Source organism: Streptomyces sp. NPDC002573, from assembly GCF_042889625.1.
GTDB lineage: Bacteria > Actinomycetota > Actinomycetes > Streptomycetales > Streptomycetaceae > Streptomyces > Streptomyces gibsoniae.
The window spans coordinates 35860-51351 of sequence record NZ_JBIARC010000025.1 but is presented as its reverse complement, the minus strand read 5'-3'; the positions used below and the strand labels follow the sequence as shown (position 1 = coordinate 51351).

The window sequence follows — 15492 nt, the reverse complement described above, 5'->3', positions numbered from 1 at the left end:
CGGCGGTGGTGGGGCGACGGTGGTCTGCTCCCACCACCGCCCCGGTCACAGGTTGCCGTTGAGGTAGGTCACGTCCCAGTGCGAGCCCTCACGGGCGTAGACGTTCCCCGCGGGTGACCTGTACTGCTTCGCGTGGTCGCCGGGGCGCGGACCGATGTCGCGGAACTTGGTGGTGACGTAGCGGTCCACGCACGACGTCACGTGGATGTCGACCTTGTACCCGTTCCAGTGACTGTAGGTGCCCGGGGCGTGCCCCCGCTCCGTGCCGCCGGTGATGGTCACCGCGCATCCGCTCGCCCGCTTGAAGGCGATCACACCGGCGACGGTGGTCCGGTTGATCTGCTCGAAGGACGTGCACCGGGAGTTGTTCCGTTCGCTGCATCCGCCCGACGAGGTCCAGCGGATGCCCGCCTGCCGTAACTGCTGAGCGGCAGCCGCCTGGGTGTACTTGGCGGGTGCGGCGGTGACGGTGGGCGCGGTGGCCGCGACCAGTCCGCCGGCCAGCAGGACGGCGGAGGCGGCGAGCCCGGCGGGGCGGGCCAGGTGTCGGTTCATGGCGGTCGTTCCTCTCGTGAACGGCTCGGTGACTACCTCCGCATCACTGCCCGCACACGCACTTCGGGTGAACTCCCGCAACGGGGGCGTGAGGGGGCATCCGGCGTATTCCGCATCCCCTCACGCGCGGCCGGGCGCGCCGCCGCACCGGGCGTCGGCCCACAGATCGGCCCCGCCTTCGCTCAGCCGCCCGCCACCAGTTCCGGCACCGGCCGCAGCACGGTGCCGTCCGCCGCCGCGCCCGCCTGGTCCTGCCCCCGGTCCCGAACGCTCCACAGCCACAGCACATCCCGCCCGAACGACCACAGCAGGGACGCCAGCGCGCCCGTGACGACGGCCGCCGTAGCGGCGTACGGCAGATACCCGGAACCGGCGACCAGCAGCGCGACGCCCTGCAGGGCCGCCACCGTCTTGCGCGCCATGCTCGGCGGCAGTTGGCCGTTCAGCCACGGCAGCACCCGGGCCGCCGCCACGAACACGTACCGCATCCCGCCGATCAGCAGCACCCACGGGCCCAGCGACATCGACACATAGACGCTCAGCACCAGGATCAGGAACGCGTCGACCTCCATGTCGAAGCGCGCGCCGAGCGCGGTCGACGTGCCGGTGCGGCGGGCCACCTTGCCGTCCACGCCGTCCAGGATCAGCGCCACCGCGGTCAGCGCCACGAGCACGGTCACCGGCGGTGAGCTCTCGAACGAGTCCGCCACCAGTGCCGTGACGCCGCCGACCAGTGTGGCCCGGCCGAGCGTCACCCGGTTGGCCGGGCCGAAGGAGCGCAGCCGGGAACGGAGCACGGCACGGGTGAGGACGGCCCAGGTGGCGAGTGCGAACGCAAGGCCCGTCAGCCAGCCGGCCGGGCCCATCCCGATCGCCGTGCCCAGCAAGGTCAGCAGCAGCACCTGCACGCCCGCCCCTACGGTCGTCTCCTGCTGCAACAGCCTCGCGTCGTACATGTGGTTCAGGGCCACCGCTCACCCTCCGGCCAAGTGACAGATTCGATCTTCGCCGCGTACGTTGTGCGCGACTCCTCGTAGTTGCGGTACGTGAAGAGTGGGCCGATCGTTCAGGAGGACGCATATGGATCTCACAGCTCGGGCCTTCTGGCTGCGTTCGCCGGGCCACGCGGAGGTGCGCGACGTCGGGCTCGAGGAGCCCGGTGACGGCGATGTGCTCGTGCGCACGCTGTACTCGGGCGTCAGCCGCGGCACCGAGACCCTCGTCTTCCGCGGTGGCGTGCCGGAGAGCCAGCAAGCCGCCATGCGTGCCCCGTTCCAGGAGGGCGACTTCCCGGCCCCCGTGAAGTATGGCTATCTGAGCGTCGGACAGGTGGAGTACGGGCCCGCCGACCTGGTCGGACGTACCGTCTTCTGCCTGTATCCGCACCAGAGCCGGTATGTGGTCCCAGCCTCGGCCGTCACCGTCGTACCGGACGCCGTACCCGCCCACCGGGCCGTCCTCGCCGGCACCGTGGAGACCGCCGTCAACGCGGTCTGGGACGCCGGTCCCCTCGTCGGGGACCGGATCGCCGTGGTCGGCGGTGGCATGGTCGGCTGCTCCGTCGCCGCCCTCCTCGTACGTCACCCCGGGGTCCGTGTCCAGCTCGTGGACGCCGATCCCGCCCGCGCCGAGACCGCCCGAGCACTCGGTGTGGACTTCGCGCTGCCCGAGGACGCGCTCGGGGAGTGCGACCTCGTCGTCCACGCGAGCGCGACCGAACAGGGGCTCCTACGGTCCCTGGAACTGCTCGCCCCGGAAGGCACGGTCGTCGAACTCAGCTGGTACGGCGACCGGCGGATCACCCTGCCGCTCGGCGAGGCGTTCCACTCGCGCCGCCTGACCCTGCGCAGCAGCCAGGTCGGCACCGTCTCGCCGCGCGCCCGCTCCGGACGCACCTACGGCGACCGGATGGCCCTCGCCCTGCGGCTGCTCGCCGACCCCGCCTTCGACGCGCTCATCACCGGCGAGTCCACCTTCGACGAGCTCCCCGACGTGCTGCCACGCCTCGCGCACGGCGATCTCAAGGGGCTGTGCCACCGCATCCGCTACACCGCCGGCTGAGCCGGTCGCAACACGCCCTGGTCCCGGCCCCGCAGCCCGAGTTGTCCGGACTCCTGGGAAACCCACTGGGAATTCGCAGAAAACCTCGCAACAAGGAGAACGGGCAGCTGAACAACGCGCCGGAGTCGGCCGTACTACACAACATGCCCCAGCAGGGGGCCAGACGCACCGCACCTGGAGGGTCGTCCGTTGTTCAGCATCACCGTCCGCGATCACCTGATGATCGCCCACAGCTTCCGTGGCGAGGTCTTCGGGCCCGCGCAGCGCCTGCACGGGGCGACGTTCCTCGTGGACGCAACCTTCCGCCGCGCCGAGCTGGACGACGACAACATCGTCGTCGACATCGGACTGGCCACGCAGGAGCTGGGCGCCGTGGTGAGCGAGCTCAACTATCGCAACCTCGACAACGAGCCCGACTTCGCGAACACCAACACCTCGACGGAGTTCCTGGCCAAGGTGATCGCGGACCGCCTGGCCGAGCGGATCCACAAGGGAGCGCTGGGCGAGAACGCACGGGGCATCGCCGCCCTCACCGTCACGCTGCACGAGTCGCACATCGCCTGGGCGAGTTACGAGCGTGCCCTGTGACGGACACGACCATCGACCACGCGTCCCCGGACTCCCGCGGCCGGGCGTCCCACAGCCGGTTGAACTACGTGCCCGTGCAGAACACGGCCCTGAAGAACGCCGACATCATCCCCATGTCCCTGCGCACCGTGCACTTCGTCATGCCGGGCGGCGTCGACGACCCGGCCACCCCCAGCGGCGGCAACGCCTACGACCGCCGTATCTGCCTCGACCTGCCCGGCTTCGGCTGGCAGGTCCAGCAGCACACCGTCGACGGCACCTGGCCCCGGCCCGGGGCCGCCGCCCGCGCGGAACTCGCCCGTACGCTGCGGGAACTGCCCGACGGCACGGTCGTCCTGCTGGACGGCCTGCTCGCCTGCGGCGTCCCCGAGATCATCACCCCCGAGGCGGAACGCCTCTGCCTCGCCGTCCTCGTGCATCTGCCGCTCGGGGACGAGACGGGCCTCGACTCGGCGACCGCGGCCGAACTCGACGCCAAGGAGCGCGTCACCCTGCGGGCCGTGTCCGCCGTCGTCGCCACCAGCGACTGGGCCGTGCGCCGGCTCGTCTCCCACCACGGACTCGCCCCCGAGCGCGTGCACGCCGCCGCGCCCGGCGCCGACATCGCGCCCCTGGCCCCCGGCACCGACGGCGTCTCACGGCTGCTGTGCGTCGCCGCGGTCACCCCGCGCAAGGGTCAGCACCGGCTGATCGAGGCTCTCGCCACCGTCAAGGACCTGCCGTGGAGCTGCCACTGCGTCGGCGGGCTCGGCAACGACCCCGAGTACGTGGCCCGGCTGCGCGACCTCATCGACGCCCACGGCCTCGGCGACCGGCTGCACCTCGTCGGACCGCAGTCCGGCGCCGCGCTCGACGCCAGCTATGCCGCCGCCGACCTCATGGTCCTGACGTCGTACGCGGAGACGTACGGCATGGCCGTCACCGAGGCGCTCGCCCGCGGCATCCCGGTCCTCGCCACCGACGTCGGCGGGCTGCCGGAGGCGGTCGGCCGCGCACCCGACGGCGGGGTGCCCGGCATCCTCGTACCGCCGGAGGACCCCGCCGCGCTGGCCGCCGAGCTGCGCGGCTGGTTCGGCGAGGCGGACGTACGGCGCCGGCTGAAGGCCGCCGCGCGCGGCCGCCGGGCCGCACTGGACGGCTGGGCCACCACGGCCCGCAGCCTGGCGGGTGTCCTCGCCAAGCTGCGCCACGAACCCCGGAGGGCGGCATGAGCACGAGTACGACTCCCCCCGGACCCCAGGCGCACCCCGAGCCCGCCGAGCCCGCCACTCTCGCCGCGATACCGTCACCCGGCGGCACCGAGCCCGAGGTCCCCCGGTACGCCCCGCAGTGGCTGCAACTGCGCGAACCCGCGGACGCGGCGGCCCGGGCACACGAACTGCTCGACCCGCTGCGGATCCGGCTCGCCAACCGGTCCGGTCGCGCCACCGACCTGGTGGTGCACGACCTGGGCTGCGGCACCGGTTCGATGGGCCGCTGGCTCGCCCCGCTCCTCGACGGCGCCCAGCACTGGATCCTGCACGACCGGGACCCCTATCTGCTGCACTTCGCCACGGTCGGCGCCCCCAAGGCGGCCGCCGACGGCAGCCGGGTCACCGTCACCACCCAGCGCGGCGACATCGGCCGGCTCACGCCGGACGCCCTGGCGGGAGCCTCGTTGGTGACCGCCTCCGCGCTGCTCGACGTCCTCACCGCCGACGAGATGGAGACGTTCGCCGCGGCCTGCGTCGGCGCCGGCTGCCCGGCGCTGCTCACCCTGTCCGTCGTCGGACGCGTGGAACTGACCCCCGCGCACCCCATGGACCAGGAGATCGCCGACGCCTTCAACGCCCATCAGCGCCGCGGTGGCCTCCTCGGCCCGGACGCGGTCCGTGAGGCATGCGAGGTCTTCGGGCGGCTGGGCGCGACCGTACGGGTGCATCCGAGCCCGTGGCGGCTCGGCGCCGAGCAGGCGGAACTGACCGCCGAATGGCTGCGCGGCTGGGTCGGTGCGGCCGTGGATCAGCGGCCGGAGCTCGCGCAGCGTGCGGAGACGTATCTCCAGGACCGTCTGGCCGACTGCGCGGCGGGCCGGGTGGGTGTGGTCGTGCACCACAGCGACATCCTGGTCCTGCCGCGACCGGCGGGAGGGGCGGGATGACGGCGCGGACGCTCGCCCCGGGGCAGCCGGGGGAGGAGATCCGCGAGGCCTCGGCCACCGCGGTCCTCACCCCGGACACCGCGCCCACCGCGCCGGGTGACGGCCCGGCGGGCGCGGACGAGAAGCCGACGGCGCGTCGCCGCTTCTTCCCGCGCGCCCTGCGCACGCATCTCGGCACGGTCGCCGGAGCCGCCATCCTCGGCGTGCTCCTGTGGCGGCTCGGCACCGGCGTGTTCCTCGACGGGCTGCGCCGGATCGACGTCCCGACCCTGCTCGCGGGGCTCGGGATCGGCATGCTGACCACCGTGTTCAGCGCCTGGCGCTGGTGCCGTGTCGCCCGCGCCCTGGACATCCGGCTGCCGCTCGGCGCCGCCGTCGCCGACTACTACCGCGCGCTGTTCCTCAACGCGGCGCTCCCCGGCGGGGTGCTCGGCGACGTGCACCGCGCGGTGCGGCACGGGCAGAGCGCCGGGGACGTCGGACGCGGTGTGCGCGCCGTGGTCCTGGAACGCACCGCCGGCCAGGTGGCTCTTGTGGCTGTCGGCGTGCCGGTGCTGCTCACGTTCCCCTCGCCGGTGCTCACGCAGGCTCGCCACGGGGTCGCGCTGTCGGCGCTCGCGATCCTCGGTGTGCTCGCCGTCGTGGCGGCGTTGCGGATGGGCCGGGCGGCTCGCCCCTCGCGGCGGTCCCGCGCGCTCCGGGCCACGCTCGCCGAGGCGCGCACCGCGCTGCTGGCCCGCGGCAGTTGGCCCGCGGTGCTGCTCTCGTCGGTCGTCGTGCTCGCCGGGCATCTGCTGATGTTCCTGGTGGCCGCACGCGCCGCCGGGTCGCACGCGTCCCCGGCCACCCTGCTGCCCCTGGCCCTGCTCGCCCTCATCGCCATGGGGCTGCCGCTGAACGTCGGCGGCTGGGGCCCCCGCGAGGGCGTCACCGCCTGGGCGTTCGGAGCGGCGGGCCTCGGCGCGGACATGGGGCTCAGCGTCGCGGTGGTGTACGGCGTCCTCAGCTTTGTCGCGAGCCTGCCCGGGATCGTCGTACTCCTCGCCCGGTGGTACACGGGACTGCGCGGCCCGCGTGCGACGACGACGGACGCGCAGCCCGCCCGCGGGGCCGGATCGGTCGAGCTCGTCGAGTCGGTGGAGCCGGCCGGGTCCGCCGATGTGCCAGGTGCCTCGGAGGCGTTGAAGGAGCCCTCGGCACAGGGCCCGGAGCGTTCCCCCCACGCGCTCCCTGCCCTCGTGCCCTACGCTCCCTATCCGCGTTCGCCCCCCGGGTCGCGACGTTCGCTGCTGACGCGGCGTCAGGGCCGCTGTGCGCCCTTCGCAGCCTTGGCTCCGGGCAGGCCGCTCGCGGCGGGCTCCTCCGAGGCGACCAAGGAGAAGTACGGCGCGAAGGAGTCGGCGAGCGCCGCGAGCAAGTGCTTCCCCTTCTCCGCGGAACCCAGTGAAGGACGCCCGATGACACCGGACTCCGTATAGGCCGACATGCCGAGGGTAAGGAGATGCCTGCGGTCGTCGGCGATGAAGTCCGTCGTCTCGTAACCGGACCTGACCAATTCGGGATGGCAGTGCAGAAGAATGGAGGTCTCGATTTCCCCGGCATGCATGTCACTGAGCAACGAGGTGTGCACACCGGCCCGTTCCCGAGCCGCCTCCCAGTCCTCCGGGGCCGGGAAAAGTGCCATCCGGACACCGCTGCCCGCGGATTCCTGGACTACATTGCCGAGGACGTAATTCCCGCCGTGGCCGTTCACCAGAACCAGGGCCTCGATGCCCGAGCGGCGCAGGGATGCGGCGATGTCCCGTACCACCGCGTGGAGGGTGACCGAGGAAATGCTCACGGTTCCCGGCCAGTCCGCGTGCTCGTGCGAACAGGAGATCGTCACGGGAGGAAGGAGGTGAACCGGATACGCGGCGGCGACCTCGCGCGCGATCGCACACGCGACCAGTGTGTCCGTCGCCAACGGCAGGTAGGGACCGTGCTGTTCGAAACTGCCCACGGGAAGCACGGCGACCTGGCGGCTCACCCCTTCCGCCCGGACCCGTACGTCCCGCGAGGTGTCCGACGGCAGCACATCCGCGCCGCGCCCCGGCGTCCGCCCGGGGGCGACCGTGTCATCCGCCGACCGCGTCCCAGAAGTTTCCGTATTTCCCGAACCGCTCATGGTTCCACGGCCTTTCGTCTCGTACCGCCTGCGCTTACAGATAGGAATAGATCATGACAGACATCGATGGGGTGCTCGGCGGCAATGCCCACCTCTCGGGAGTCCCCCGAGTGGTGAATGGTCCGTCCTCCGGGGTCACCCGGGTCGTGAATGCCCCCCTGCCGACCAAGTACGGTGATTTCCAGGCCGTCGGCTACCTCGACCACGACCGCGGTGACGAACAAGTCGCCCTGGTGTACGGCGACATCGAGGAAGAGGGCATGCTCGTCCGCCTCCATTCCGAGTGCCTGACGGGGGACGCCTTCGGCTCGACGCACTGCGAGTGCGGGCCCCAACTCTCCACCGCGCTGCGCGAGATCGTGGCCGCGGGACGCGGCGTTCTCGTCTATCTGCGCGGCCATGAGGGCCGCGGGATCGGCCTGCTCGCCAAGCTGCGCGCGATGAAGCTGCAGTCGGAGGGCCTGGACACGGTGGAGGCGAACCTCGCCCTCGGTCTGCCGGTGGACGCGCGCGACTACCGGGTCGCGGCGGAGATCCTGCACGACCTCGGTGTCCGGTCCGTGCGGCTGCTCTCCAACAACCCGCGCAAGCGGGAGGCGCTCCTCAAGCACGGCATCAAGATCGACGAGCAGGTGTCGCTGCTGATACCGCCGTGCGAGAACAACATCACGTATCTGCGCACCAAGCGGGAGCGGCTCGACCACTACCTGCCGCACCTCGACGCGGTGGTGCACTCCTCATGAGCGGGTGCGCGGCGGCCGCCCGGCGCCGGCCGCCGCGCCCGCACACGGGTCGGCACACCGGCACCGGCGGCGGCATTCCGCACCCCGGTGGGCCACCGCCCTTGACGCCTTGGTGACGCGAGCGCGGATCCCGGAAACAATCAAGGAATGACCGACGACGTCTTACGCCTGAGCGGCGAGCGGATCCATCACCTGCTGGACACCGACCGCGCGATCCGCTCCCAGCACGCGGCCTTCACCGCCCTCGGGGACGGCACCGCAGAACTCCCCTGCAAGATCATGCACCCCAGCCGCCACGACGACAGCGTCGTCTTCTCCTATGTCGCCCGCCTCTCCGCGGACACCGGGCCCGTCGCCAAGTTCGGCAGCGTGAACCCGCGCAACTCGGCCGCCGGGCTGCCGACGGTCCACGCGGTGATCAACGCCCTCGACCCGGTGACGGGACAACTGGTCGCCGTCCTGGACGGCACCGCGGTGACCACCCTGCGCACCGCCGCCGCGGGCGCCGTGGCCTTCGATGTCCTCGCCACCGCCGACAGCACGGAACTCGGCCTGGTCGGCGCCGGCACCCAGGCGCTCGCCCACGCACGGGCCGTCGCCCGGGTACGCCCCCTGCGCTCCGTGCGCATCTGGAGCCCCACGCCCGACCGGCGTGCGCAGGCTGCCCGGGCCCTCGCCGCCGAACTCGGCATCCCCGTCAAGGCGGTCGACACGGCGCGCGAGGCCGTGACCGGACTGCCGATGGTCGCCGTCTGCACCCTCAGCCGCACTCCCGTCCTGCGCGGCGCCTGGCTCACCCCCGGATGCACGGTCGTCAGCGTCGGGTCCTTCGAGCCCACCCGCAGCGAGGTCGACCCCGAGACGGTGCGCCGGGCCGCGGCCGTCGTCGTGGACGACCCGGACACGGCCCGGGACCACGCGGGCCCGGTCGTGTCCGCGCTGCGCGACCGGCTGCTCTCCCCGGAGGACCTGATCCCGCTGGGCGGTGTGGTCACCGGCCGGCGGGAGGCGCGCAGAAGCGCCGACGACATCGTGCTCCACCTCAGCGTCGGGGTCGGGGTCCAGGACGCGGCGGCGGCCTGGGCCGTGATCGACGCCGCCCGTGGAAAGGAGTCCCGCCGATGACCCTGCGTGCGAGTGTCGTCGTCATCGGCGGCGGGGTGATGGGCACCAGCGCCGCCTACCATCTGGCCCGCGCGGGAGTCCCCGACGTCGTCCTCGTCGAGCGTGACGAACTCGCCGCCGGCTCCACCTCACGGGCCGCCGGCGGGGTACGGGCGCAGTTCTCCGACGAACTCAACGTCCGGCTCGGGGCGCGCAGTCTGGAGGCGTTCGCCCGGTTCGCCGAGGAGCCGGGGCAGGACATCGGGCTGCACCGGGTCGGCTATCTGTTCCTGCTCTCCACTCCCGAGGAGGTCGCCTCCTTCGAGGCCGGGGTGCGGCTGCAGAACTCCCTCGGTGTGCCGAGCCGCATGATCGATCCGGCCGAGGCGCGGCGGCTGTCACCGCTCATCACCACGGACGGGCTGCTGGCCGCCGCGTACTCTCCCGACGACGGGCACTGCACCCCCGAGTCGGTGGTGCACGGCTACGCGGCGGGGGCCCGCCGGCACGGCGCGCGGATCCTGCGGCACTGCGCGGCCACCGACATCGAACTGCGCGGCGACACCATCACCGCCGTCGTCACCGAGCAGGGCCGGATCGAGACCGACACCGTGATCTGCGCCGCGGGCGCCTGGTCACGGGCCGTCGCCGCCATGGTGGGGGTCGACCTGCCGGTGGAGCCGCTGCGCCGCCAGATCGCCGTCACCGAGGCCGTCCCGGACCTGCCGCCCGGACTGCCCATGACCATCGACTTCACCACCAGCTTCTACTTCCACACCGAGGGCCCGGGGCTCCTCGTCGGCATGTCCGACCCCGACGAGCGGCCCGGCTTCGCCACCGGGACCCACGACCGCTGGATCCCACGGCTGTACGCGGCGATGGAGCAGCGCGCGCCCGCACTGCTCGACCTGCGCCGCACCGGCGGCTGGGCGGGCCTGTACGAGATCACCCCCGACCACAACGCGCTGATCGGCGAGGCGAGTTCACCCTCCCGCTTTCTGTACGCCACCGGGTTCTCCGGCCATGGCTTCCTCCAAGGGCCCGCGGTCGGCGAGGTCCTAAGGGACCTCTACCTCGGCCGCGTACCCTTCGTCGACATCAGCCCCCTGAGCGTCGAACGGTTCGCCGCCGACGCTCCGCGCCCGGAGGTCAACCTCGTATGACCGCACTCCATCTGTGGCTCCGCCACGAGACCCGTACCACCGAGCGACGCACCCCCCTCGTGCCGTCCGACGCCCGACGGCTCGTCGACGCGGGAGTGACCGTCACAGTCGAGGACTCACCGCAGCGGGTCTTCCCGGCCAAGGAGTACGAGGCGGTGGGCTGCCGTCTGGCCGAGCCCGGGTCCTGGGTGGCGGCCCCGCGGGACGCGGTGATCCTCGGCCTCAAGGAACTTCCGGACCTGCCGCCGCAACTGATCCATCGGCATGTCTTCTTCGGGCACGCCTACAAGGGCCAGCCCGGCGCCGCCGACCTGCTGCGCCGATTCCGCGCGGGCGGCGGAACACTGCTCGACCTGGAGTACCTGGTCGACGACACCGGTCGCCGGCTCGTCGCGTTCGGGTTCTGGGCCGGGTACGTGGGCGCCGCCCTCGCCCTGCTGCACCACCGTGACCGGCTGACCGCCCCGCTGCGGCCCACCGCGAAGGAGGAACTGGACGAGCGGCTGCGCGCGGCCGCGGGCGAGGCGCGGGCCCTGGTGATCGGCGCGCTGGGGCGCAGCGGGCGCGGTGCGCGGACCGCGCTCATGATGGCCGGGGTCGACCCCACCTGCTGGGACCTGGCCGAGACCCGCGATCTGGACCGCCCGGCCCTGCTGGACCACGAGCTGTTGGTCAACACCGTGCTCACCACCAGCCCGGTGCCGCCGTTCCTGACGGACAAGGATCTCGACGACCCCGGCCGGCGGCTGCGCACCGTGTGCGACGTGACGGCAGACGTGGGGTCGCCGCTGAACCTCCTGCCCGTCTACGACACCCCGACCGACTGGGAACACCCGGTCCGCAGGCTGCGCGAGGAGCCCGCCCTCGACCTCATCGCGATCGACAATCTGCCGTCCCTGCTGCCGCTGGAGGCGAGCACGGACTTCTCCGCGGGGCTGACCCCGCTGCTGGCGGACTTCGAGGTGGGCGGTGCCTGGGGGCGCTGCCGGGAACGATTCGACACGGCGGTCCGGGAACTCCGGTCCGCGGAAGGGGAGTCGAGCGATGTCTGAGCCCACGAAGGCGCCGGTCCCGGCGAGCGGCACGGTGCACTGGATCGGCGCGGGGCTGTCCACGGGCAGCGGGCTCGCGGCGGTCTGCGACACCGCCGCACGGGTCCGGCTGTGGCACCGGACCGAGGAGCGCGCCGCGGAGGCCCTGGCCGGGCTGGGCCTCGCGGGACGTGCCGAACCGCGTGCGCTCGCGCTGCCCGCGCTGGCGGCGGAGGTGGCGCCGGGCGATGTGGTCGTCTCCATGCTCCCGGCCCCCGAACACGCGGCCCTGCTGCGCGTCTGCGTCGAGCGGCGGGCCCACTTCGCCTGCTCCAGCTATGTCTCCGACGCGGTCCTCGACCTGGTGCCCGAGGCCGCCGCGGCCGGGCTCGTGGTGCTGACCGAGGCGGGCCTGGACCCCGGCATCGACCACCTCTTCGCGCACAGCCTGATCGCCCGTGCCGAGAAGGAGATCGGTGCCGGCACCCCCGCGGAGGTGCGCCTCACCTCGTACTGCGGCGGCATTCCGGCGGCCCCGAACGACTTCCGGTACCGGTTCAGCTGGGCACCCCTCGGCGTCCTCAACGCGCTGCGCTCACCGGCGCGTTACGTCGAGGACGGCGCCGAGACCACCGCGGCCCGGCCCTGGGAGGCGACCCGCCCCCATGTCATCGACGGCGAGGCCTTCGAGGTCTACCCGAACCGCGACAGCGTTCCCTTCGTCGCCCAGTACGGCCTGCCGGCCGCCTGGAAGCCGATGACCTTCGTCCGCGGCACCCTGCGCCTGGACGGCTGGCTGCGCGCCTGGGACCGGGTGTTCGAGGAGCTGAAGGTGGGCGACGACGCGACGATCGCGGCCCTGGCGGGGGAACTCGCGGCCGCGTACCCCACGACGGACGAGGACCGTGACCGGGTGGTCCTCGCCGTGTCCCTGGAGGTACGGGCCGGCTCGGGTGAGACCTGGTCCGGCCGCTACCTCCTGGACCTGGAGGGGACGAAGGAGGAGAGCGCGATGGCCCGCTGTGTCTCCCGCCCGCTGGCCCTGGGCGTGCGCCGGATCCTCGCCGACGCCCTGCCCGCGGGGCTCAACCGGGCGGCGGAGACGGCCCCGCGGTCCGAGGAGTGGCTCACGGAACTGGCCAGGGAGGGGCTGGAGTTCAGCTTGACGACCAGCGCCTGAGCACCCGGGGGAGGGGCGGCCGGATCGCCGCCCCTCGCCCCGGCCGGTCGGGCGCCCGCGCGGTCAGCCCTTCAACGCCTCGTGCACCAGCCGCTTCAGCTCCGGGTAGACCGTGTGCGAGCCCGTCGGGCGCAGCTGGGTCAGGAACTGGACGGTCAGGTCGTGCTCCGGGTCGACCCAGAAGGTGGTGGTGGCCACTCCGCTCCAGCCGAACGAGCCCCGGACCGTGGGCGACCGGGTCACCGCGGCATCCGTGACGACGGAGACGCCGAGCCCGAACCCGAGGCCCGCCTTGCCGGGTTCGCGATGCACCGGGCTGCCGTAGGAGTACAGGTCGGCGCCGTCGGGAAGATGGTTGGAGGTCATGGCGGCGACCGTGTCGGCGCTCAGCAGCCGGGTGCCGTCCAGTTCACCGCCGCGGCGGAGGAACTCCATGAAGCGGTGGTAGTCGTGTGCCGAGGCGACCATGCCACCGCTGCCGGAGAGCAGCTGCGGCCGGCCGTGCACGGGCAGTCCCGGCACCGGGGTGATCCCGCCCTCCTGCGTCTCGCCGTACAGCTCCGCGAGCCGTGGCGCCTGCTCCTCGGTGACCCACAGGCCCGCGTCCGCCATGCCCAGCGGGGCGAAGATCCGTTCGGCGAGGAAGGCGGCCAGGTCCTGGCCCGAGGCCACCTCCACCAGCCGGCCGAGCACGTTGGTCGCCACCGAGTAGTTCCACTGGGCGCCCGGCTCGAACTGCAGCGGCAGCCGGGCGTATGCCTCACATGTCCCGGCGAGATCCGTCCCGGGCACCACGGACGACTCGATGCCCGCCTCCCGGTACAGGGCGTCCACGGGATGCGCGTGGTAGAAGCCGAACGTCAGCCCCGCCGTATGGGTGAGCAGATGACGGACCAGGATGGGCCCCTCGGCGGGGCGGGTCCGCAGATCCGGGCCGGAGCCGTCGACGTGGACGCGCGGCTCGGCAAAGGCCGGCAGGAAGTCCGCGACGGGCGTGTCGAGCCCGAAGCGGCCCTCCTCCATGAGGATCAGCGCGGCGACCGAGGTGACCGGCTTGGTCATCGAGTACATCCGCCACAGCGTGTCGGTCTCGACCGGGAGCCCCTTCCGCACATCGCGGTGCCCGTACAGGGTGAGGTGCGCGGTGCGGCCGTGCCGTGAGACGGCCACCAGGAAGCCGGGCAGCCTCCCGGCGTCGACCCGGTGCGCGAAGTGCTGGTCGAGGCGGGCCAGCGCCTGCGGGTCGAGACCGACCTCTCCCGGCTCCACCTCTTGACGCAGCTGTCCCATCGTTCTCCTCCGGTCTGTCCCGGTGTCGTCCCGGGTTTCCGGCTCCAACATGTCACGGCCCCACACGGATCCGGGCCGATCCCCGGGCCGCTGCGATCCGGATCACGACGGAGGGCGCACCGGGGAATGCGCGGGACGGTCGGGGAAGTTGACCCGGGTATGACTCAGGACGCCACGCAGAACGCGCTGCTCGCACTGCTCTCCGAGGGGCACGGCGGGGTGCTGGTCACCCTCAAGCGCGACGGCCGGCCCCAGCTGTCGAACGTCAGCCACGCCTACGATCCCGAGGAACACATCATCCGGGTCTCGCTCACGGACGACCGCGCAAAGACCCGCAATCTGCGCCGGGACCCCCGGGCCTCGTACCACGTGACCAGCCCCGACCGTTGGGCGTACACGGTCGCCGAGGGCACCGCCGAGCTGTCGCCGGTCGCGCAGGACCCGTACGACCCCACGGTGGAGGAGCTGGTGCGGCTCTACCGCGACATCGCCGGCGAGCATCCCGACTGGGAGGACTACCGCGCCACCATGGTCCGAGACCGCCGCCTGGTCCTGCGCCTGCGCGTCGACCGGGCCTACGGCATCCCCCGCAACTAGGGCGCGTTCTCGGTGCGGGCCTCGATCGCCCGTAGGACGGCCACCATGTCCTCGGACCCGTGCCCCAGTGTCACGGTCTCGTCGAAGAGGGTGTGGCAGACGTCGAGGAGCGGTGAGGCGAGTCCCGCCGCACGGGCGGCCTCGGCGACCAGCCGGTTGTTCTTCAGGACGTCATGGGCCGCCGCCTGCACGGCGAAGTCGCGGGCCAGCAGCTTGGGTGCCTTCATCCGGGAGACCCCGCTGGCCATGGGACCCGCGTCCAGGACGTCCAGGAAGAGTTTGCGGTCCAGACCGTGCCGGTCGGCGAAGTGGTAGGCCTCCGACAGCCCGGTCACCAGGGTGATCAGGAACAGGTTGACCGACAGCTTCATCACCAGGGCGTTCGGGGCCGCACCGCAGACGAACGTCTCGCGGCACAAGGGTGCGAGCAGCGGCCGTACGACATCCACCGCCGCCGCCTCCCCGGCCAGCATCCCCACCAGCTGACCGTTCTCCGCCGGGACCCGTGATCCCGAGACGGGCGCCTCCACATAGCGCCCGCCCGCGGCCCGTACCTCGGCCTCCAGGTCCCGGGAGTATCCGGGCGAGGTCGTACCCATGTGCACGACGACCCGTCCGGCGACGCGCGCGGCGAAGTCCGGGGTGCCGCGGCCCAGGGTGGCGTCGATCGCGAGGTCGTCGGCGAGCATGAGGATCACGATCTCCGCCCGCGCGAACACCTCGGCGGGGTCCGCCGCCACCTCGGCGCCGGCCGCGCGCAGCGGTTCGGTGCGCGCGGGAGTGCGGTTCCACACCACCAGGGGAGTGCCGGACCGGGCCAGGCGCAGTGCCATGGGCTGCCCCATGACCCCGAGACCGATGAAGCCGATGTACACG

15 protein-coding genes and 1 pseudogene are annotated in these 15492 nt (G+C 72.7%); 11 read left to right on the top strand and 5 right to left on the bottom strand.

Annotated features, from left to right (window positions below; translation table 11 throughout):
* Window positions 1-45 precede the first annotated feature (45 nt).
* Window positions 46-555, bottom strand: coding sequence for a hypothetical protein (locus tag ACFYX0_RS23390; RefSeq protein WP_388972832.1), 510 nt, complete (start codon window positions 553-555; stop codon window positions 46-48).
* A 182-nt stretch (window positions 556-737) separates the two neighbouring features.
* Entirely contained in the window at window positions 738-1526 is a 789-nt protein-coding gene (locus ACFYX0_RS23385) for a CDP-alcohol phosphatidyltransferase family protein (RefSeq protein ID WP_388972831.1), read from the bottom strand.
* Between the two features lie 109 nt (window positions 1527-1635).
* Here ACFYX0_RS23385 and ACFYX0_RS23380 point away from each other — a divergent pair, with 109 nt between their 5' ends.
* The 5 genes and pseudogenes from ACFYX0_RS23380 to ACFYX0_RS23360 form a co-directional block, all read left to right on the top strand.
* A complete protein-coding gene (locus tag ACFYX0_RS23380) occupies window positions 1636-2616 on the top strand; it encodes a zinc-binding alcohol dehydrogenase (RefSeq protein ID WP_388972829.1) in 981 nt (326 codons plus the stop codon).
* Window positions 2617-2805: 189 nt separating this feature from the next.
* A complete protein-coding gene (locus ACFYX0_RS23375) occupies window positions 2806-3204 on the top strand; it encodes a 6-carboxytetrahydropterin synthase (RefSeq protein ID WP_311693997.1) in 399 nt (132 codons plus the stop codon).
* Complete coding sequence (locus ACFYX0_RS23370) at window positions 3201-4415, top strand: glycosyltransferase family 4 protein (protein ID WP_388972828.1); 1215 nt, start codon at window positions 3201-3203, stop codon at window positions 4413-4415. The genes ACFYX0_RS23375 and ACFYX0_RS23370 overlap by 4 nt, the downstream gene beginning before the upstream one ends.
* Entirely contained in the window at window positions 4412-5344 is a 933-nt protein-coding gene (locus ACFYX0_RS23365) for a class I SAM-dependent methyltransferase (RefSeq protein ID WP_388972826.1), read from the top strand. Before ACFYX0_RS23370 ends, ACFYX0_RS23365 begins: the two co-directional genes overlap by 4 nt.
* Window positions 5341-6312 (top strand): annotated as a pseudogene (locus tag ACFYX0_RS23360) (lysylphosphatidylglycerol synthase transmembrane domain-containing protein); the annotation flags it as partial. The gene ACFYX0_RS23365 and the pseudogene ACFYX0_RS23360, both read left to right, overlap by 4 nt.
* Before the next feature lie 332 nt (window positions 6313-6644).
* On the opposite strand, the gene ACFYX0_RS23355 reads toward ACFYX0_RS23360, so the two are convergent.
* On the bottom strand, window positions 6645-7508 hold the full coding sequence (locus ACFYX0_RS23355; protein WP_388972824.1) for a creatininase family protein: 864 nt from the start codon (window positions 7506-7508) through the stop codon (window positions 6645-6647).
* Between the two features lie 53 nt (window positions 7509-7561).
* On the opposite strand from ACFYX0_RS23355, the gene ribA reads away from it, so the two are divergent.
* From ribA to ACFYX0_RS23330, 5 genes are all read left to right on the top strand, one after another.
* Complete coding sequence (gene ribA / locus ACFYX0_RS23350) at window positions 7562-8251, top strand: GTP cyclohydrolase II (protein ID WP_355911061.1); 690 nt, start codon at window positions 7562-7564, stop codon at window positions 8249-8251.
* A 147-nt stretch (window positions 8252-8398) separates the two neighbouring features.
* Window positions 8399-9376 (top strand): ornithine cyclodeaminase family protein, encoded by a 978-nt coding sequence (locus ACFYX0_RS23345; RefSeq protein ID WP_388972822.1) that lies wholly within the window; start codon window positions 8399-8401, stop codon window positions 9374-9376.
* Window positions 9373-10518 (top strand): NAD(P)/FAD-dependent oxidoreductase, encoded by a 1146-nt coding sequence (locus ACFYX0_RS23340; RefSeq protein ID WP_388972821.1) that lies wholly within the window; start codon window positions 9373-9375, stop codon window positions 10516-10518. The genes ACFYX0_RS23345 and ACFYX0_RS23340 overlap by 4 nt, the downstream gene beginning before the upstream one ends.
* A complete protein-coding gene (locus tag ACFYX0_RS23335) occupies window positions 10515-11570 on the top strand; it encodes a saccharopine dehydrogenase (protein ID WP_388972819.1) in 1056 nt (351 codons plus the stop codon). Before ACFYX0_RS23340 ends, ACFYX0_RS23335 begins: the two co-directional genes overlap by 4 nt.
* Window positions 11563-12729, top strand: a complete 1167-nt coding sequence (locus ACFYX0_RS23330; RefSeq protein ID WP_388972817.1) for a saccharopine dehydrogenase family protein — start codon at window positions 11563-11565, stop codon at window positions 12727-12729. The genes ACFYX0_RS23335 and ACFYX0_RS23330 overlap by 8 nt, the downstream gene beginning before the upstream one ends.
* A gap of 63 nt (window positions 12730-12792) precedes the next feature.
* On the opposite strand, the gene ACFYX0_RS23325 is transcribed toward ACFYX0_RS23330, so the two are convergent.
* Entirely contained in the window at window positions 12793-14019 is a 1227-nt protein-coding gene (locus ACFYX0_RS23325) for a serine hydrolase domain-containing protein (protein ID WP_388972815.1), read from the bottom strand.
* Window positions 14020-14178: 159 nt separating this feature from the next.
* Between ACFYX0_RS23325 and ACFYX0_RS23320 the strand changes: the two genes are divergently transcribed.
* Window positions 14179-14616 (top strand): PPOX class F420-dependent oxidoreductase, encoded by a 438-nt coding sequence (locus tag ACFYX0_RS23320; protein WP_355911043.1) that lies wholly within the window; start codon window positions 14179-14181, stop codon window positions 14614-14616.
* On the opposite strand, the gene ACFYX0_RS23315 is transcribed toward ACFYX0_RS23320, so the two are convergent.
* The gene (locus ACFYX0_RS23315; RefSeq protein ID WP_388972813.1) at window positions 14613-15491 is read right to left on the bottom strand and encodes an NAD(P)-dependent oxidoreductase; all 879 of its coding nucleotides are present in this window, start codon (window positions 15489-15491) and stop codon (window positions 14613-14615) included. The two genes, ACFYX0_RS23320 and ACFYX0_RS23315, sit on opposite strands and share 4 nt — an antisense overlap.
* Window position 15492: the final 1 nt, after the last annotated feature.

Coding starts and splice junctions, on each gene's coding strand:
- ACFYX0_RS23380 (WP_388972829.1), top strand. CDS start 1,636: ATGGATCTCACAGCTCGGGCCTTCTGGCTGCGTTCGCCGGGCCACGCG.
- ACFYX0_RS23365 (WP_388972826.1), top strand. CDS start 4,412: ATGAGCACGAGTACGACTCCCCCCGGACCCCAGGCGCACCCCGAGCCC.
- ACFYX0_RS23330 (WP_388972817.1), top strand. CDS start 11,563: ATGTCTGAGCCCACGAAGGCGCCGGTCCCGGCGAGCGGCACGGTGCAC.
- ACFYX0_RS23390 (WP_388972832.1), bottom strand. CDS start 555: ATGAACCGACACCTGGCCCGCCCCGCCGGGCTCGCCGCCTCCGCCGTC.
- ACFYX0_RS23320 (WP_355911043.1), top strand. CDS start 14,179: ATGACTCAGGACGCCACGCAGAACGCGCTGCTCGCACTGCTCTCCGAG.
- ACFYX0_RS23335 (WP_388972819.1), top strand. CDS start 10,515: ATGACCGCACTCCATCTGTGGCTCCGCCACGAGACCCGTACCACCGAG.
- ACFYX0_RS23340 (WP_388972821.1), top strand. CDS start 9,373: ATGACCCTGCGTGCGAGTGTCGTCGTCATCGGCGGCGGGGTGATGGGC.
- ACFYX0_RS23325 (WP_388972815.1), bottom strand. CDS start 14,019: ATGGGACAGCTGCGTCAAGAGGTGGAGCCGGGAGAGGTCGGTCTCGAC.
- ribA (WP_355911061.1), top strand. CDS start 7,562: ATGACAGACATCGATGGGGTGCTCGGCGGCAATGCCCACCTCTCGGGA.
- ACFYX0_RS23355 (WP_388972824.1), bottom strand. CDS start 7,508: ATGAGCGGTTCGGGAAATACGGAAACTTCTGGGACGCGGTCGGCGGAT.
- ACFYX0_RS23345 (WP_388972822.1), top strand. CDS start 8,399: ATGACCGACGACGTCTTACGCCTGAGCGGCGAGCGGATCCATCACCTG.